This window comes from Proteus mirabilis HI4320 (assembly GCF_000069965.1).
Classification (GTDB): Bacteria; Pseudomonadota; Gammaproteobacteria; order Enterobacterales; family Enterobacteriaceae; genus Proteus; species Proteus mirabilis.
In genome coordinates this window covers 1,487,267-1,505,699 of sequence record NC_010554.1, presented here as the reverse complement: position 1 = coordinate 1,505,699, position 18,433 = coordinate 1,487,267, and the positions used below count along the sequence as shown (strand labels likewise).

The window sequence follows — 18,433 nt, the reverse complement described above, 5'->3', positions numbered from 1 at the left end:
TTCAACACTGTTATTGGTGAAAAATAAATAAAAAATAACTTACTGTCTCTAGAACATTCTTCTGGCTAATCCCATAGAATCAATTACCTTAGTGGAAATTTCTTCAACAGAGTAGTTTGTCGTATTTAGGTAAGGAATGTTATTTTTCCTAAATAGCGCTTCAACTTCCGCTAATTCAATACGACATTGACGAATAGATGCATAACGACTGTTTTCACGACGTTCGCTACGGATAGCAGCAAGGCGTTCTGGGGCAATGGTTAAGCCAAACAATTTATGTTGATACTCTTTTAATTCAGGAGGCAATTTTAAAAAATCCATATCATCAGCAGTAAAAGGGTAATTAGCCGCTTGAATGCCAAATTGCATCGCTAAATATAAACTGGTAGGGGTTTTACCGCAGCGTGAGACACCGATTAAGATCACTTGCGCTTGGTCGAGATTGCGTAAAGAGATCCCATCATCATGAGATAAAGTGTATTCAATAGCAGCAATTCGAGCATCATATTTGCTGAGATTTTTTTCTGTTAAACCGTGCGTTTTATTTAATTGAGGTAGCGCTTGAACGCCAATTTCTTTTTCTAAGGGGAGAACTAATGACTGCACAATATCCTGACAGAATCCTTCACTACTATTTATTATTCGTTTTACGTCAGGACTAATAATAGAGTAGAAAACCAGAGGCTTGGCGCCACTTTTTTTATAAATTTCATTAATCTTATTTTTTATTTCTTCCGCTCTTTCTACAGAAGATACAAAAGGTAAGGTATAGCTTTTCATTTTTAATGGGAATTGTGAGAGTACCGCATGGCCTAAGACTTCTGCGGTAATAGCGGTGCCGTCAGAGATAAAAAAAACAGTTCTATCAACAAGTTTATTATTATCACAGTTAATTGAATTCAAACTTAATATCATTCCTCTCACCTTTTTTTTAGCTGAATTAGCAATTCAGACAATATTATCTATAGTATTTTTAGTGATTATAAAGGATAAAAAAATAAAGTTTTCTGGTTGATCGATTCACCTTTCTATATTCTCCATAACATTGTGATACGCTTATTTATGTTGTCGTTTTGACAGCGGGTTTTTCTTTTTTTTCTCTCTCTCATTTGTTTAAAAAAGGATTGTTCTCAATGTCCAGCAATAGCCTCACCCCGTGCAATGTACTTTGGTATAACCAATTGGGTATGAATGACGTTGATCGTGTTGGTGGGAAAAATGCTTCCCTCGGTGAAATGATCACTAATCTTGCGGAACTGGGTGTGTCTGTTCCTAATGGATTTGCCACCACAGCGCAAGCGTTTAATGATTTTCTGGAACAAAGTGGTATTAATCAGCGTATTTATGAGCTGCTCGATAGTATTGATGTTGATGATGTTAATCAATTAGCACAAGCGGGTAACCAAATTCGCCAATGGGTGATTGATACACCTTTTACCCCTCAGTTTGAGAAAGATATTCGTGATGCTTATCAGACCTTAAGTGAAGGTGAATCTGAAGCCTCATTTGCAGTACGATCATCAGCAACCGCTGAAGATATGCCTGATGCTTCTTTTGCCGGCCAACAAGAGACATTTTTAAACGTTCAAGGTATCGATGCAATTTTAGTTGCGATTAAACACGTGTTTGCTTCACTGTTTAATGATCGCGCAATTTCTTATCGTGTTCACCAAGGCTACGATCACCGCGGTGTTGCTTTATCTGCAGGTGTCCAACGTATGGTTCGCTCTGATTTAGCTTCATCAGGGGTGATGTTTACTATTGATACTGAATCAGGCTTTGATCAAGTAGTCTTTATTACCTCTGCTTATGGTTTAGGGGAAATGGTGGTTCAGGGGGCAGTTAACCCAGATGAATTCTATGTTCATAAACCAACTTTGGCGAAAGGTTTACCGGCAATTGTGCGCCGTAACCTAGGGTCTAAAAAGATCCAAATGGTTTATGCCGATAGCATTGAGCATGGTAAACAAGTCCGTATTGAAGATACGCCAGAAGCATTGCGCAATCGTTTCTCTTTAACTGATGATGAAGTGCAAGAGCTAGCAAAACAAGCGGTATTGATTGAACAACATTATGGACGTCCAATGGATATCGAGTGGGCTAAAGATGGTCATAATGGTCGTCTATATATTGTTCAAGCGCGTCCAGAAACAGTTCGTTCTAACCAACAAGTTATGGAACGCTATCAGTTAAATGAAACAGGCACTGTGATTGTAGAAGGTCGTGCAATTGGTCATCGTATTGGTAGTGGTACGGTTAAGGTTATCCATAACTTAAGTGAGATGGATAGAATAGAGGCGGGTGATGTGTTGGTCACCGATATGACAGATCCTGATTGGGAGCCTATCATGAAAAAAGCCTCTGCGATTGTGACTAATCGTGGTGGAAGAACATGTCATGCGGCAATTATTGCTCGTGAATTAGGTATTCCAGCAGTGGTAGGTTGTGGCGATGCGACGGAGTGTATTAGCGAAGGGCAAGTGGTCACCGTCTCTTGTGCTGAAGGGGATACCGGATTTGTTTATGATGGGAAACTCGATTTTTCTATTCAAAGCTCCGCAATCGATAACATGCCAGAACTTGGCTTAAAAATCATGATGAACGTCGGTAATCCTGATCGCGCCTTTGACTTTGCTGGGTTACCAAATGATGGGGTAGGCCTTGCGCGTTTAGAGTTTATTATCAACCGTATGATTGGTGTGCATCCTCGCGCTTTACTCGAATACGAAGATCAAACAGATGCACTAAAAGCTGAAATTGATGAAATGATGGCGGGTTATGCATCACCTGTTGAATATTATATTGGTAAATTAACCGAAGGTATCGCAACACTCGCTGCAGCATTCTGGCCAAAACGTGTCATTGTTCGCTTGTCTGATTTTAAATCAAATGAGTATGCAAACTTAGTCGGTGGCGATCGCTATGAGCCTGATGAAGAAAACCCTATGTTAGGTTTCCGTGGTGCGGGTCGTTACGTATCGGATGATTTCCGTCGTTGTTTTGCACTCGAGTGTGAAGCAGTGAAACGTGTGCGTAATGAGATGGGATTAACTAACGTGGAAGTGATGATCCCATTTGTACGTACGGTGCGCCAAGCAGAAGAAGTGATAGATGAGTTAGCACGTAATGGTTTAAAACGTGGTGAGAATGGCTTAAAAGTGATTATGATGTGTGAAATTCCATCCAATGCTTTATTAGCCGATCAATTCTTGGCTCATTTTGATGGTTTCTCTATCGGCTCTAATGATATGACTCAGTTAACATTGGGCTTAGATCGTGATTCTGGTGTCGTCTCATCACTGTTTGATGAACGTAATGATGCGGTAAAAGCGCTATTATCTATGGCAATTCAATCAGCGAAACGTCAAGGTAAATATGTCGGGATCTGCGGACAGGGCCCTTCTGACCATGAAGATTTTGCACAATGGTTAATGGAAGAGGGTATTGATAGCTTATCTTTAAACCCAGATACCGTTATTAAAACCTGGGTGAAATTAGCACAACAATAATTATATTATTATTGAATAATTAAAAGCTCACAAAATAATGTGAGCTTTTTTTATACTATTTATAAATAATAGATAAAAAAAAAGCCTATCATGGGCTGACAGGCAAAGACTACACACAGCAATATTTTATATACTTTGGTCTCGCCTTTTAATCTATTAATAAAATAGGCAAAACCATTAATTAAATGAAACATTCGTTTCGATGAGATTTATATTAAGAGAAATGAGTTAATTATTCTCTAAGAATTATCTCAATCAAAAAAATATTAGGATATTAAGAAGTGAATATAACTCGCTGGTAGCAAACAGGTTTAAAAAAATAAGAATTGTTTCAAATTGTAAATTTCAAGATATAAAAATAATAAAATACTCATAAATTGATAATCTTTATTAAAGTTTTAAGTAATACTTATAAAGCATGTAAGTGTTGATACTTACATGCTTTTATATTATTTACTCTTTTTCTATAAAGTTTTTATTCATAAATTCTACAGTTTCTGTTAAATCTGGATCGGGTTTAGGAACTTCATTGATCCACGCATTCAATAAACTGTGTGCTACGGCTAATACAACAGGGCCAATAAACAGACCAATCATACCGAGTGTTAAAATACCACCGATAACACCGGTCAAAATCAGTACCATAGGTAGGTCAGCTCCCATTTTGATGAGGAATGGACGTAGTACACCATCCATCGTCGCCACAATCCCACCCCAAATGATCATGACGATACCCCATGTAGTATCACCGGTCCAAAATAGCCATAGAATAGAAGGAACCAGAACGAACAAAGGTCCTAATTGCGCAAGGCAGCAAATAAACATCAATACCGTTAATACTGTGGCATAAGGCACACCCGAAATACCTAAGCCAATACCACCAATAACGGCTTGGATCAGCGCAGTTAACACCACACCCAGCGCCACTGCGCGAATTGACATGGAGGCTAATAAAATGGCTGCATCACCCCGTTGTCCGGCAAGACGCACAGCAAAATGACGTAACCAAGCAACAACATTTTCACCTTGTAAAAAGAGTAATCCTGAAAAAAGTAACATGACAACTAAGTGAAGCGCAAAACGGCCAATATTTAAGGCTTGTGCAAAGAACCAATTTGCTGCTTGTCCAATATAGGGTTGGATCTTCGCCATTAAGGCATTACCACCAGAAACGAGAATAGAGTGCCAAGTTTCATAGAGCGTATTACCAACCATGGGGATCTCTTTTAACCATAGTAGTTGTGGTGGTTGAATATCTGAAGGTGATTTTGCTAGTTCAATCAATGGAGCACTGTTGTCAATAACACTACTAATTAACAAAATAATCGGAATGACGAAAATCAGTAATATTAAAATCATCATGATCATGGTTGATAGCCAGCGATATTTTACTCGTTTTTCTAAAATAATGAGTAAAGGCCAAGTGGCAACCACTATCATGCCAGCCCAAATAAAACCAACGATAAAAGGATTCAGGATCCAAAAACTACCGATAATAAAAAAAGAAATAAAAAGAACGGTGAATAAAATTTTGGGTATATCTGTATGGATCTGCGGTTTTTCCATGATTTTAAATCCCTACACGAATAAAATGCTAAAAGCAGATGAATAAACATGGCAAATATCATGTTGTTTATGTCACTACGCAATTTGCCAGAATTGTATGATAAGGTGAACAGGTATCGGTCTGAAAGTGCAAATTCAAATTATTGCACCTCTTGGCATACATTGAGATAGTTTTAATAAAGCAATGTGGATAAATTAGATTAAAGAGCTATAACAAATGATCCCACGTATATCGCAAGCACCGCAAGTCAGTGAACTCACAACCGAATTTTTAAATACACTCCGACAAAATGGTTTTACAGGTGATATATCGAGCACTTATGCCGATAGACTCACTATGGCAACAGATAACAGTATTTATCAGTTGCTACCACAGGCGGTTATTTTTCCTCGTTCTACAGCGGATGTGACTATTGTAGCACGTTTAGTGGATGAACCTCGTTTTCATTCCCTCTCTTTGACACCAAGAGGTGGCGGAACCGGCACTAATGGTCAAGCGTTAACCGAGGGTATCGTGGTGGATTTATCTCGTTATATGAAACGTATTATTGAGATAAACCCAGAACAGCGATGGGTAAAGGTAGAAGCCGGTGTGATAAAAGATGAACTTAATCTGTTTTTAAAACCCTATGGTTTCTTTTTTGCGCCAGAACTGTCTACCAGTAATCGTGCGACATTAGGGGGAATGATCAATACCGATGCTTCAGGGCAAGGCTCTATGGTATATGGCAAAACCTCCGATCATGTATTAGGCGTCAGAGCCGTTTTACTAGGCGGAGAATTGCTTGAAACTCGCGCGATGGACAGCGCTTTAGCTGAAACTATTGCGAAAGAAGATTCTGCTGTTGGTCGGATATATCAAACGGTATTATCCCGTTGCAAAGCACAACGTCAGCTTATTCTCGAAAAATTTCCTAAATTGAATCGCTTTTTAACGGGCTATGATTTACGCCATGTGTTTAGCGATGATATGAAGCATTTTGATCTTACGCGTATTCTAACCGGCTCAGAAGGGACTTTGGCCTTTATTACCGAGGCAACACTCGATATTACCCCCATTCCAAAGCAGCGCAGTTTAGTGAATGTGAAGTATGACTCATTTGATTCCGCATTGCGTAACGCGCCGTTTTTAGTAAAAGCAAAGGCGCTTTCTGTTGAAACTGTTGACTCCAAAGTATTAAACCTTGCTCGAGAAGATATTGTCTGGCATTCCGTTAATGCATTGATTACGGATGTGCCCGATAAAGATATGCAAGGGCTAAATATTGTTGAGTTTGCCGGTGATGATAAAACACTGATTGCCTCACAAGTGGAGGATTTATGTCAGCGCTTAGATAAGCTGATGAAGAATGGCGAAGGGGGCGTTATCGGTTATCAGGTATGTGATAATCTCGCCGATATTAACCGTATTTATGCCATGCGTAAAAAAGCAGTAGGGCTATTAGGTAATGCTAAAGGGCATGCTAAACCCATTCCTTTTGTTGAAGATACTTGTGTGCCACCAGAGCATTTAGCGGATTATATTACTGAATTTAGGGCATTACTTGATAGTTATCAGCTCAATTACGGTATGTTTGGTCATGTTGATGCTGGCGTATTGCATGTGAGACCTGCTTTAGATATGTGTGATCCGCAACAAGAACAACTCATGAAAACCATTTCTGATGAAATTGTTGCATTAACGGCGAAATATGGTGGCTTACTATGGGGGGAGCATGGAAAAGGCTTTAGAGCGCAATATAGTCCAGAATTCTTTGGCGAAACCCTTTATCACGAATTACGTCAAATAAAAACGGTGTTCGATCCTCGAAATAGACTTAACCCAGGGAAAATATGTCCTCCTCTCGAGGTTGAGGCGCCAATGAAACAGGTCGATGCTATTAAACGCGGCACATTTGATCGCACCATTCCTGTATCGGTTCGCGAAGATTTTCGCGGTGCATTAGAGTGTAATGGTAATGGATTATGTTTTAACTTTGATGTTAAAAGTCCAATGTGTCCTTCTATGAAAATAACTGGACAACGTATTCATTCACCTAAAGGCAGAGCGACATTAGTCAGAGAGTGGTTACGTCTACTTACAGAGCAAGGAGTAAGCCCTCAGCAGTTAGAAACAAGTCTTACAAATAACAAACCTAGCTTACGGGGACTGATTGAAAAAACACGCAATACATGGAAAGCTAAACGTGGAGAATATGATTTCTCTCATGAGGTTAAAATAGCAATGAATGGTTGTTTAGCCTGTAAAGCGTGCTCTACACAATGCCCGATTAAAATTGACGTGCCATCATTTAGAGCCAAATTTACTCAGTTATATCATCAACGCTATCTACGTCCGCTAAAAGATCATATTGTGGCAAATGTCGAACTCACCACACCGTTAATGGCAAAAGTACCAAGTCTGTTTAATTTCTTTATTAAGCAACCATTGGTGCAATCGTTGAGTAAACGTACTATTGGTATGGTAGATCTGCCTCTATTGTCATCTCCGACATTAAAGCAGCAGTTAGCTGGACATAGCGCGTTAACGATGACCTTGGAAGAGTTAGAGCAGTTATCAGAAAAGCAACGAAGCCATTATGTTATCGTGGTACAAGATCCATTTACCAGTTATTACGATGCTAAAGTAGTTGCTGACTTTATTAAGTTGATTGAAAAAATTGGTTTTAAACCTGTGCTATTGCCTTTTTCACCTAACGGAAAAGCACAGCATATTAAGGGCTTTTTACAGCAATTTAGTAAAACTGCACAAAAAACAGCAACGATGCTTAATCGAGTTGCACAGTTGTCCATTCCAATGGTAGGAGTCGACCCCGCTTTAGTTCTTTGCTACCGCGATGAATATCGGGAGATATTAGGGGATAAACGCGGTAACTTTAAGGTTCAACTGGTTCATGAGTGGCTAAATCAGTTAGTCAGTGAGCCAATTGAGATCTGCGAAGATGCTGAAAAATGGTATCTTTTTAGTCATTGTACTGAGTCAACGGCATTACCGCAAAGTATGCAACAGTGGCAAGCGATATTCCAACGTTATGGTCAACCACTTGAAGTGGTAACTACGGGGTGCTGTGGTATGGCGGGCACTTATGGGCATGAAGTGAATAACTATAAAAATTCATTGGGAATTTATCAACTGTCATGGGGAAATGCATTGAAAACACTCCCTACAGCACGTTGCTTGAGTACCGGATATTCTTGTCGTAGCCAAGTAAAACGTATTGATAATATTGAGTTAAAACATCCATTACAGGCGCTTTTGGAGATTATGCAATGATATGGAAACGAAAAACAACATTAGGACAACTTAATCATATTAGCCCAAATAATATGGTGGGGCACCTTGGTATAGAACTCACCGCACTGGGTGAGGACTATCTTGAAGGCACCATGCCAGTAGATCAGCGTACTAAACAGCCTTTTGGTTTATTACATGGTGGGGCCTCTGTGGTATTAGCTGAAACCTTAGGGTCAATTGCTGGCTATTTATGCACAAAAGGTGAACAAAAAGTGGTGGGTTTAGAAATCAATGCCAACCATATGCGAGCAGTAAAAGAAGGGGTTGTAAAAGGTGTCTGTAAACCTATTCATTTAGGTCGTACACATCAAGTATGGTCAATAGAAATTTTTGATGACGCTGACCGTAAAGTTTGTATTTCACGTTTAACAACTGCGGTTATTGTTTAATTCGTTAATTAATAATAGACGCCTAAGGTTATTATTTCACTTTAGGCGTTTTTTATTTATTGAAATGAGGTCATGTGAAAAAATTATCTTTATTTAAGTTTAAATTTTAATGATAATTATTATCTTCATTATTATTAATAGTAAGAAAAAATGACATCAACCATTCTAAATTATAAAAGCGTTTTTATTTTAATCGGTAGTTTATTACTTACAGCATGTGATAACGAATCAACTCACAATAAGAGTGAAGAGATAATAAATTATCCTGTACGTACTATGTCGGGGTTTAATATCGCGTATCCAACTTCATTCTCATTAAATAGAGATGATACAGAACACTATTTTCAATTATTACCTGATCATGTCCAAGATGTCACATCACAGATGTTAGTTTATCAAGCCAAACCAGTATGCCAGTTATCAGAAGTTCGTTTAGTTTATTTTAAACTTGACGATATGATGAGTTATGATATTGATTCAGGAGCACAGGGTATCGTTGATAATATTTCCACTATTGATGGTATGAAAGAAACTTCAACAACAATAAAGCCTTTCACAGTGTCAGAAATGCCAGCTCGACAAATTTTCTTTGAAGGAAAGTTGTCTAATCAAAAAGTGAGCTATGAAGGGGTATTAATTGCGGATACTAACACAAATCGTGTATGGCAATTACAATTTATTGCTGAAAATAAAAGTAATAATAATCAAGAAGTTATTGATTGTACTAATAGGTATGTGAATTCAATTAGTATCAATCAATAAGTCATAAAAGCACACAATACAATAAGAAGTTATCACAAAAGTGGTGCTATCTTACCTATCAGTATAAGCATAAAAAGAAAATATTTTGCGATTATCAATTGTTGATTTTTTATGCTTTTTCTCTACATTTCAGTGACAAAGGTATAAAATGTATTTGCTTTGCAACTTTTATGCGTATTGTGCGAAATAAAGGAATTTAAAAAAGTTTTATTTTTGTAATGAAAAAAGATAAAAATTGTTACATTTCAATTTATTAAGCGCTATATTTAACAATTAAAAAGCAAAAAAAGAGCAATTTTTAAACGATTTTATAATATCCTTTCAAAAGACAGGGTTGAAGTGATAAGGGTTATCATTACCATTAGAGTCAGGAAAGATATTAATCTCCTTTCGAAATGAGGTCAGTAATGACAAACAATGTTGAAACTTTTTCTCTAAATGATACTGCTTGGCAAGGCATTGTGCTGACTGATAGTGCAGCGAAACATATTTGCCAATTAGTGGAGAAAAACCCTGAAAGTCAGGGACTTTCCTTAAGTATTAAGCCATCAGGTTGTACGGGCTATGGTTATGTTATTGAGCTTGCTGCAGGCCCCTCAGAGGACGATCTTGTCTATGAACATAATGGTGCCAAGTTATTCGTTGCATTAAAAGCCATGCCATTCATTGATGGTTTAGTTGTTGATTATGTCCGTGAAGGACTTAATCAGATGTTTAAATTTAATAATCCTAAAGCTCAGAACGTCTGCGGATGTGGTGAGAGCTTTGGGGTATAACATAGTGAAGTCAGATTATGTCTCAGAGCAATGTTGAAATTGGTGATGAAGTTCAAGGCTGGCTCAGTGATCATCACTATAAAGAAGGGTTCTATACCGATATCTCAACCGATACGTTAGATAAAGGGTTGAATGAAGCGGTTGTGCGAGCTATTTCAGCTAAAAGAAATGAGCCAGAGTGGATGCTAGAGTTTCGTCTTGATGCTTATCGTCATTGGCTAGAGATGGAAGAGCCTCATTGGCTAAAAGCAGATTATCCATCGCTGAATTATCAAGATTATAGTTATTATTCAGCGCCATCTTGCGGTGCTTGTTGTGCCAATGGCAGTTGTGCTAGTGGTAACAATGAAGCTGTCTCAACACAAGAAACCCAAGATTATTTAACTAAAGAAGTTGAAGACGCATTTAATCAGTTAGGCGTGCCAGTAAGAGAAGGGCAGTCAGTGGCTGTAGATGCTATTTTTGACTCAGTATCGGTTTCTACCACTTATCGTGAAGAGCTAGCTAAACATGGTGTTATTTTCTGCTCCTTCGGTGAAGCGATTCAAGAATATCCCGAATTAGTACGCCAATATTTAGGTACAGTTGTTTCTAGCCACGATAACTATTTTGCGGCACTTAATGCGGCGGTCGCTTCTGATGGTACCTTTGTTTATATTCCTAAAGGTGTTCGCTGCCCTATGGAATTATCCACCTATTTTCGTATTAATGCGGCACAAACAGGCCAATTTGAACGTACGATTTTAATTGCGGATGAAGGAAGTTACGTCAGTTACATCGAAGGGTGTTCAGCACCTGTACGTGATAGCTATCAGCTGCATGCTGCCGTTGTTGAAGTTATCATTCATAAAGATGCCGAAGTGAAATATTCCACGGTACAAAACTGGTTCTCTGGCGGTGATAGCGAAGGCGGAATTCTTAACTTCGTCACTAAGCGTGCCCTTTGTGAAGGTGAGAACGCTAAAATGTCGTGGACTCAATCTGAAACAGGTTCAGCGATCACTTGGAAATACCCAAGTGTTATCTTAAAAGGAGATAATTCAACGGCTGAATTTTTCTCAGTGGCACTGACCAATGGTAACCAACAAGCTGACACGGGAACCAAGATGATCCACATCGGTAAAAATACCAAATCAACTATTATTTCTAAGGGTATTTCTGCGGGTAAAAGTCAAAATAGTTATCGCGGTTTGGTGAAAGTGTTACCTGGTGCGCAGAATGCACGTAACTACACACAATGTGACTCAATGTTAATTGGCACAGAGTGTGGTGCTCACACCTTCCCTTATGTTGAAGTCATGAATAACTCAGCACAATTAGAGCATGAAGCGACAACGTCACGTATTGGTGAAGATCAGTTATTTTACTGCCGTCAACGTGGATTAAGTGAAGACGATGCAATCTCAATGATTGTCAATGGATTTTGTAAGGACGTGTTCTCAGAATTACCGCTGGAATTTGCTGTAGAAGCACAAAAATTATTAGCAATCAGCTTAGAACATAGCGTTGGTTAACCATTAACCAAATTCTGGGTATAAAAATACCGAAGGCATATATTATGTTAGATATTAAAAATTTACATGTCAGTGTTGAAGGCAATGAAATTCTTAAAGGATTAGATTTGCAAGTACGTGCCGGCGAAGTGCACGCTATCATGGGGCCAAACGGTTCAGGTAAAAGTACATTATCCGCAACCTTAGCAGGTCGCGAAGAGTATGAAGTTGATGAAGGTAGTGTGACTTTTAAAAACAAAGATCTACTGGAATTAGAGCCTGAAGAGCGAGCGGGTGAAGGTATCTTTATGGCATTTCAATACCCAGTAGAGATCCCCGGTGTCAGTAACCAGTTTTTCTTACAATCCTCAGTCAATGCGGTAAGAGAATATCGAGGCCAAGAGCCGTTAGATCGCTTTGATTTTGAAGATTTTATTGAAGATAAAATCAAACTATTGGATATGCCTCAAGATTTGTTAACTCGTTCTGTTAACGTAGGTTTTTCTGGTGGTGAGAAAAAACGTAACGATATTTTGCAAATGGCTGCCCTTGAACCTGAACTGTGTATCTTAGATGAAACCGACTCAGGACTTGATATCGATGCGTTAAAAATTGTCGCTAATGGTGTCAATAGCTTACGTGATGGTAAACGCGCCTTTATCGTGGTGACTCACTATCAACGTATCCTTGATTATATTAAACCTGATTATGTGCATGTGCTTTACCAAGGAAAAATCATTAAATCAGGTGATTTTTCATTAGCACAAAAATTGGAGGAACAAGGTTATGGCTGGCTTATTGACCCTCAATGAGAAACGTGAAAAACAGCATCAAGTAGAACAGCGTAATCAACAGGCATTAAAACAATTCTCTGCGCTATATCAACAGCGTAAAGGGGAAGATAATTTAAATGCACGTAATCACTGGCTACAAGTGGAAAAAGTGGGTTTTCCAGCTTATCGACACGAAGATTGGCATTATACGCCATTAGATGAGACGCTCAGTCAGCAATATCAAATGTTGCCACCTTTTGAGGTACAAGATTTAATTGAGCAACGGGCGCTCTCATTTGATTGCTACCGTATCGTGATGGTTAATGGTGCATTTTCACCGGCTGAAAGTAGTCAAGATTTTGGTCCATACCAAGTGACATTACTGGATAACCAAAGTGAATTACCGCAAGCCATTAATGGTGAAGTGTTCTTGCATTTAGTTGAAAGTTTAGCGCAACAGCCGCTATTCATTACCTTGAAAAAAGGCGTAGTGGCAGATAAACCGCTTTATATCCTTAATATTACACAAGGTCATGCAGGGCAAGAAGTTAACAGTGCTAACTATCGTTTCCATCTTGATGTTGGCGCTAATGCTCAGATGCAAGTGATTGAACACTATATTAGTAGTGATGGTGAAAACCGTCATTTTACCGGGGCGAGATTAACCGCCACTATTGGTGATAATGCCTCGTTCAACCATATTAAACTTGGTTTTGAAAATGGCATTAGCCAACATTTTGCCCATAACGATTTAAGCATTGGACGAGATGCTCGTGTTAATAGTTATGCATTCTTGTTGGGGAATAAACTGAGTCGTCATCATACTAGCGCTGCACTGACGGGTGAGAACAGTGAGCTATCAATGAATAGTGTGGTATTACCCAAAGCGAACGAAATTGCCGATACTCGTACTTGGCTCGTGCATGGTGAGAAAAATTGCCTAAGCCGTCAATTACATAAAAGTATTGCAATGGATGCAGGGAAAGCCGTATTTAATGGCATGATCACAGTCACCCCTCAAGCGCTGAAAACAGATGGTCAAATGACCAATAACAACTTGTTATTAGGTGATAAAGCACAAATTGATACTAAGCCACAACTTGAGATCTATGCTGATGATGTGAAATGTAGTCATGGTGCAACGGTTGGGCGTATTGATGATGAGCAACTATTTTATCTACGTTCACGAGGTATTGCGTTAAGTGAAGCTCGCAAAATGATCATTCATGCATTTGCTGCCGAATTAACAGAATCATTAGAAAATAGTGTGATCAAAACTCATGTTCTAGAGAGAATAAATCAACGCTTATCAGAGGTATAAAAAGGCATGATGACACATTCCATTGAAAAAGCGCGGGATGACTTTCCTATTCTTTCCCAGCAAGTGAAAGAAAAACCTTTAGTCTATCTCGACAGTGCCGCAAGTGCGCAAAAACCCGCTTGTGTCATGGAGCGTGAAAAACAGTTTGCCTTAACACAATATGCCGCGGTTCACCGCGGCATTCACACATTAAGTGCAAACGCCACCACCTTAGTGGAGAATGTTCGTAAGCAAGCAGCACATTTCTTAGGTGCAAAGAGCGAAGAAGAAATCGTTTTTGTAAAAGGAACGACAGAAGGGATCAATTTAGTCGCTTACAGTTATAGCCATCGTTTCCTAAATGATGGTGATAACATTATCATTACTGAAATGGAACACCACGCGAATATAGTGCCGTGGTATATGTTAGCAAAACAGTATGGTTTTCATGTCCGTGTTATTCCTCTGCTTGCTAATGGGCAACTCGATTTAGCGCAATTACCCCAATTAATTGATAACAGAACTAAGTTACTGGCGATCACTCATCAGTCTAATGTACTGGGAACCGTCAATCCTATTGCTGAAATTATTTGCCAAGCTAGAGAGTATTCGGCTCAGCAAGGGGGTGAGTTACATATTTTAGTTGATGGGGCACAAAGTGCGATGCATCAAGCTATCAATGTTAGTGCGTTAGATTGTGATTTTTTTGTATGTAGTGGCCATAAACTTTATGGTCCGACAGGGATTGGTTTGCTATATGGCAAAAAAGCGCTACTTGATGAATTACCTCCATGGGAAGGGGGGGGCGCTATGATAAAACATGTGCATATCAATGGTGATATTACCTACGCGGATGCGCCGTGGCGATTTGAAGCTGGAACGCCTAATATTATCGGTATCATTGGCTTAGGGGCAGCATTGGAATATCTTGCTCAATTTGGTATGGATAAGATTGCTGCATATGAAAATAGCTTAATGCAATATGCACAACAACAATTAACCAAAGTAAAATCATTAACGCTTTATGGTAATGAAGCGCGTCAAGGTGTGATAGCATTTAATTTAGGTAAGCATCACGCTTATGATGTGGGAACTTTTCTTGATAACTATGGTATTGCTATTCGTACGGGTCATCACTGTGCGATGCCAATTATGGACTATTATCAGGTTCCTGCCATGTGTCGCGCTTCGTTGGGATTATACAATAATAAAGCGGATATTGATGCACTGGTTAATGCGTTGTTACGCATTGAAAAACTATTAGGCTAACAATTAAAAAAGAGGTTATTCATGGCAATTGCGGCTTTGCCTGATGAAGCAAAATTATTACGCAATTTTTCTCGTTGTCAGGATTGGGAGCAACGCTATCTCTATATGATGGAGCTAGGAGAACGCTTACCACCATTAACAGATGAACAAAGAACGGCGGCTAATTTTATTGAAGGTTGTCAGAGCCAAGTCTGGATAGCGGTTGAATTAGATGAGCATAAACAGCTGATCTTAGCCGGTGATAGCGATGCAGGTATTGTTAAAGGATTAGTGGCATTAGTGATTATTCTTTTTCAAGGTAAAACGGTAGAGCAAGCTCTCGCCACTGATGTTAACCACTATTTCTCGACATTAGCACTGGAAAGTCATTTGACGCCATCTCGTACTCAAGGGTTACACGCTATGGTAACACGGTTAATGAAACGCTTTTCGGAATACACTGTAGCATAAATGTTACCCGATCCCATATTAATGTTCTAAACTGACTTATTATATGATAATCATAACGATGAGAATGTTATCATGATAATAGTCAGTTTATTTTATTGCTAACACACGGGATCAACAATGAAGAAATGGTTAACCTTATTGGGTGCATCGCTGTTAGGGATGAGCAGTCACTTAACTTATGCACATGAATACCTGCTACCTACGGATGGTTCACGTATCATTGGGGAAAATGTTTCTTACACCGTTCCTGATGATAAACGTTCTTTAGAAACGATCGCTGCACAATATCAAGTGGGTTTGCTAAATATGATGGAAGCCAACCCAGGTATTGATCCTCTATTACCCGAAGCGGGCAAAACACTACAAATTCCCTTACAGATGATCTTACCTGATACCGTGCGTAAAGGTATTGTCATTAATCTGGCAGAATTGCGCCTCTATTACTATCCCAAAGAAGGGGGAACCGTTGATGTCTATCCTATCGGTATTGGCCAATTAGGGCGGGAAACGCCTGAAATGGTGACATCTGTTTCTCAATTGATTAAAGATCCGACTTGGACGCCGACAGCCAATATTCGTAAAAATTATGCGGCTAAGGGGATCACGTTACCGGCAGTGGTACCAGCAGGGCCAGATAATCCAATGGGTGCATATGCGTTAAGATTAGCACACAGTCGTGGTGAGTATCTTATTCATGGTACTAATGCCGATTTTGGTATTGGCTTAAGAGTGAGTTCTGGCTGTATTAGATTACGTCCTGATGATATTGAAACACTGTTTAATGTGGTACCCAAAGGCAGTCGGGTTCAAGTGATCAATAAACCAATTAAATTTACTGAGACTGCAGATGGTAAGCAATTTATTGAAGTGCACCAACCACTCTCACAAAATGAAGATGACGATCCCCAGACGATGCCCCTAACGTTTACTAAACAATTTACGGCTTGGTATGAAAGTGGCAAAGTGGATAAAGCAAAAGTGGATGCAGAAACTATTCGTCGTTCAGGTATACCGGTCGATGTAACCGCATATTGATGATAGATATTCAATGATGAAAAAAAGCAGATACTTCATAGGTATCTGCTTTTTATTATTAATTAAAGCTGACTTAACGTTTTCAGCTTATTAAGCAGTCAAATTATTTTTTATAAGTAGTTACTTGGTTATCTAGACGCTGATTAGCACGAGCTGCTTCATCATAAGCGGCTTTTGCTTGAGCGTTAGCTGATTGAACATCACTACTTAGTTGTTGAACTTGCGTATTTAAACGGTTTACATCAGAAGAGATTTGGTCTAATTGTGCGTTGTTGCTAGAAGAACAACCTGCTAATAGGCCTGAAGCCAGAATTACCGCACCTAGTACAATTTTTGCTTTCATTGTGACAACCTCTATTATTAGTTTGTTTAAAGGAACAAGTAGCATTTTGTATGAAGCCACTAGTAAGTATGGCACAGTTATAAGAAAATACAGAATTTATTTATAACTAGCTATAACTACTTACTCTTTATATGACAATATGAAAAATAACCTACAACAAGCAAATAACCAGTATAAAAAATGCGTGTTATTTCACAAAAGATTTTTATTCGTAAAAGTCTGATATAAAAAAATTTTCTCCGTGCTAAACTATTTTAGTTTCTATCTAAAGCATTTTACAATGCCTCTTCCAAATTGACCTTAATAAAAACCGCGCTACTTTCATTTTTAAATGACTCAAGTGTGAACTTTTGAAAGTTTAAGTTGTTGTAGCCTCTGAAGAAAAAGATCCCCCGTTCTAAATCAGTTAGCGCCGTCCAGACAGAAAATTCACTAGTATGAAGTTTAGTTAGCGTATCATTACCTAATAGTGGATCAATGGTTGCATCTTTAGGGCGATCGAAGCGATTCATGATATGGGCAAGCTCAATAAGCTGTTTATCAGGATCAGAAACTTTGTGGTAATAGGTTGAATAATAAACTGCACGAATAAATCTATCTACAGAAGTATCTGAGCTAGGTAATGTTGCTAATGCAATACCACTATCAGGTTGGTTGATTTTAATACGACCTAATGTGCTACTGGAAACGTTGATATTAGAAAGATGAGTGTAGTTGTTTAAATTAGTTAAATGCCACGGGAAAATAGGGCCATTGGTCATGCAATAGGTAGGATTATCATAAATATGTAATTTACCATCAGAGACTTCGACAACAATACAATCACCGGTTTTATCATAAAATGCGTAATGGAAAGGGCTTGGTAAGTTACGTAACAATAATAGCTTTTGTGACCAAAAATGGGTTTGGGGGATAATCTCTTTTAACTCTTTAACCGTCGCATATTGTCCTAATGCCCACTCACCAATAGCAGCAATAGGAACAGAGCTTGCGTAATATTGGGGATCGAGATCATCTAACTTAGAGTTAGGTAGCATATTTAAGCTAAAAGAGAGTCCCTGACTATTTACACCTTCAAGTACATCTTTGGTACCCGATAAGTTAATAGGAGCGGTAATAGCCATAAAAGGATATTTAACGCTGTACTTTAATCCGGGGGTTCCATCAGGGGCATTTTGCTGAAAAGTATGACCTTGTGGATAATAAGCTAAGATAGACGTTGGCTCATCAGAAGAAAACTCCATTGTCCGACCATGATAAACACGTTTTTTCTTGTCAGTAATCGCAAGTGTTGTGCAAGCGAAGGGGTGTCGGTTATTTTCTATCATCTTTTTTTGTTCCTTATTAAATCAAATCTAAATTAAATAATTATTAATTTTAAAACTTAGATTTAAAATTTCATTTACATTTATATTTTAAATTAAGTGTTATTACTTAATGCTATAAAGGTTATTTCTCATAATTCAAGTTTTA

15 protein-coding genes are annotated in these 18,433 nt (G+C 38.6%); 11 read left to right on the top strand and 4 right to left on the bottom strand.

Going from position 1 to position 18,433, the window contains the following annotated elements:
- Positions 1–48: 48 nt before the first annotated feature.
- Positions 49–915: a posphoenolpyruvate synthetase regulatory kinase/phosphorylase PpsR gene (gene ppsR / locus PMI_RS06880; RefSeq protein WP_012367985.1), complete on the bottom strand. Its 867-nt coding sequence runs from the start codon at positions 913–915 to the stop codon at positions 49–51.
- A gap of 218 nt (positions 916–1,133) precedes the next feature.
- Between ppsR and ppsA the strand changes: the two genes are divergently transcribed.
- Positions 1,134–3,509, top strand: a complete 2,376-nt coding sequence (gene ppsA / locus PMI_RS06875) for a phosphoenolpyruvate synthase (RefSeq protein ID WP_004243172.1) — start codon at positions 1,134–1,136, stop codon at positions 3,507–3,509.
- A 453-nt stretch (positions 3,510–3,962) separates the two neighbouring features.
- On the opposite strand, the gene ydiK is transcribed toward ppsA, so the two are convergent.
- Complete coding sequence (gene ydiK, locus PMI_RS06870) at positions 3,963–5,075, bottom strand: AI-2E family transporter YdiK (protein ID WP_004243171.1); 1,113 nt, start codon at positions 5,073–5,075, stop codon at positions 3,963–3,965.
- 217 nt (positions 5,076–5,292) lie between these two features.
- On the opposite strand from ydiK, the gene ydiJ reads away from it, so the two are divergent.
- The 10 genes from ydiJ to PMI_RS06820 all read left to right on the top strand — a co-directional run bounded on the left by ydiJ (position 5,293) and on the right by PMI_RS06820 (position 16,617).
- Entirely contained in the window at positions 5,293–8,349 is a 3,057-nt protein-coding gene (ydiJ, locus tag PMI_RS06865; protein WP_012367984.1) for a D-2-hydroxyglutarate dehydrogenase YdiJ, read from the top strand.
- Complete coding sequence (locus PMI_RS06860) at positions 8,346–8,759, top strand: hotdog fold thioesterase (protein ID WP_012367983.1); 414 nt, start codon at positions 8,346–8,348, stop codon at positions 8,757–8,759. Before ydiJ ends, PMI_RS06860 begins: the two co-directional genes overlap by 4 nt.
- 150 nt (positions 8,760–8,909) lie before the next feature.
- Entirely contained in the window at positions 8,910–9,521 is a 612-nt protein-coding gene (locus PMI_RS06855; RefSeq protein WP_004243168.1) for a hypothetical protein, read from the top strand.
- Positions 9,522–9,928: 407 nt separating this feature from the next.
- Complete coding sequence (sufA, locus tag PMI_RS06850) at positions 9,929–10,297, top strand: Fe-S cluster assembly scaffold SufA (RefSeq protein ID WP_004248176.1); 369 nt, start codon at positions 9,929–9,931, stop codon at positions 10,295–10,297.
- A 17-nt stretch (positions 10,298–10,314) separates the two neighbouring features.
- A complete protein-coding gene (sufB, locus tag PMI_RS06845; protein ID WP_004243165.1) occupies positions 10,315–11,811 on the top strand; it encodes a Fe-S cluster assembly protein SufB in 1,497 nt (498 codons plus the stop codon).
- Between the two features lie 44 nt (positions 11,812–11,855).
- Positions 11,856–12,602, top strand: a complete 747-nt coding sequence (gene sufC, locus PMI_RS06840; RefSeq protein WP_004243163.1) for a Fe-S cluster assembly ATPase SufC — start codon at positions 11,856–11,858, stop codon at positions 12,600–12,602.
- Positions 12,577–13,884, top strand: coding sequence for a Fe-S cluster assembly protein SufD (gene sufD, locus PMI_RS06835; RefSeq protein WP_004243162.1), 1,308 nt, complete (start codon positions 12,577–12,579; stop codon positions 13,882–13,884). Before sufC ends, sufD begins: the two co-directional genes overlap by 26 nt.
- 6 nt (positions 13,885–13,890) lie before the next feature.
- Positions 13,891–15,132: a cysteine desulfurase SufS gene (gene sufS, locus PMI_RS06830; protein WP_004243160.1), complete on the top strand. Its 1,242-nt coding sequence runs from the start codon at positions 13,891–13,893 to the stop codon at positions 15,130–15,132.
- A 21-nt stretch (positions 15,133–15,153) separates the two neighbouring features.
- Positions 15,154–15,582, top strand: coding sequence for a cysteine desulfuration protein SufE (sufE, locus tag PMI_RS06825; protein WP_004243158.1), 429 nt, complete (start codon positions 15,154–15,156; stop codon positions 15,580–15,582).
- A gap of 117 nt (positions 15,583–15,699) precedes the next feature.
- Entirely contained in the window at positions 15,700–16,617 is a 918-nt protein-coding gene (locus PMI_RS06820) for a L,D-transpeptidase family protein (protein WP_012367982.1), read from the top strand.
- A gap of 103 nt (positions 16,618–16,720) precedes the next feature.
- On the opposite strand, the gene PMI_RS06815 is transcribed toward PMI_RS06820, so the two are convergent.
- Together PMI_RS06815 and PMI_RS06810 are read right to left on the bottom strand one after the other, a co-directional pair.
- Complete coding sequence (locus PMI_RS06815; protein WP_004248171.1) at positions 16,721–16,960, bottom strand: Lpp/OprI family alanine-zipper lipoprotein; 240 nt, start codon at positions 16,958–16,960, stop codon at positions 16,721–16,723.
- Positions 16,961–17,235: 275 nt separating this feature from the next.
- Positions 17,236–18,288 carry a linear amide C-N hydrolase gene (locus PMI_RS06810; protein ID WP_004248170.1) on the bottom strand — a complete coding sequence of 351 codons (1,053 nt, stop codon included), beginning with the start codon at positions 18,286–18,288 and terminating at the stop codon, positions 17,236–17,238.
- Between the last annotated feature and the right edge of the window lie 145 nt (positions 18,289–18,433).

Excerpts from the sequence above, each read along its gene's own strand:
- ydiK (WP_004243171.1), bottom strand. The coding sequence starts at position 5,075 with ATGGAAAAACCGCAGATCCATACAGATATACCCAAAATTTTATTCACC.
- ydiJ (WP_012367984.1), top strand. The coding sequence starts at position 5,293 with ATGATCCCACGTATATCGCAAGCACCGCAAGTCAGTGAACTCACAACC.
- PMI_RS06810 (WP_004248170.1), bottom strand. The coding sequence starts at position 18,288 with ATGATAGAAAATAACCGACACCCCTTCGCTTGCACAACACTTGCGATT.
- PMI_RS06860 (WP_012367983.1), top strand. The coding sequence starts at position 8,346 with ATGATATGGAAACGAAAAACAACATTAGGACAACTTAATCATATTAGC.
- ppsR (WP_012367985.1), bottom strand. The coding sequence starts at position 915 with ATGATATTAAGTTTGAATTCAATTAACTGTGATAATAATAAACTTGTT.
- sufC (WP_004243163.1), top strand. The coding sequence starts at position 11,856 with ATGTTAGATATTAAAAATTTACATGTCAGTGTTGAAGGCAATGAAATT.
- sufA (WP_004248176.1), top strand. The coding sequence starts at position 9,929 with ATGACAAACAATGTTGAAACTTTTTCTCTAAATGATACTGCTTGGCAA.
- sufE (WP_004243158.1), top strand. The coding sequence starts at position 15,154 with ATGGCAATTGCGGCTTTGCCTGATGAAGCAAAATTATTACGCAATTTT.
- sufD (WP_004243162.1), top strand. The coding sequence starts at position 12,577 with ATGGCTGGCTTATTGACCCTCAATGAGAAACGTGAAAAACAGCATCAA.
- PMI_RS06820 (WP_012367982.1), top strand. The coding sequence starts at position 15,700 with ATGAAGAAATGGTTAACCTTATTGGGTGCATCGCTGTTAGGGATGAGC.
- sufB (WP_004243165.1), top strand. The coding sequence starts at position 10,315 with ATGTCTCAGAGCAATGTTGAAATTGGTGATGAAGTTCAAGGCTGGCTC.
- ppsA (WP_004243172.1), top strand. The coding sequence starts at position 1,134 with ATGTCCAGCAATAGCCTCACCCCGTGCAATGTACTTTGGTATAACCAA.
- PMI_RS06815 (WP_004248171.1), bottom strand. The coding sequence starts at position 16,960 with ATGAAAGCAAAAATTGTACTAGGTGCGGTAATTCTGGCTTCAGGCCTA.
- sufS (WP_004243160.1), top strand. The coding sequence starts at position 13,891 with ATGATGACACATTCCATTGAAAAAGCGCGGGATGACTTTCCTATTCTT.
- PMI_RS06855 (WP_004243168.1), top strand. The coding sequence starts at position 8,910 with ATGACATCAACCATTCTAAATTATAAAAGCGTTTTTATTTTAATCGGT.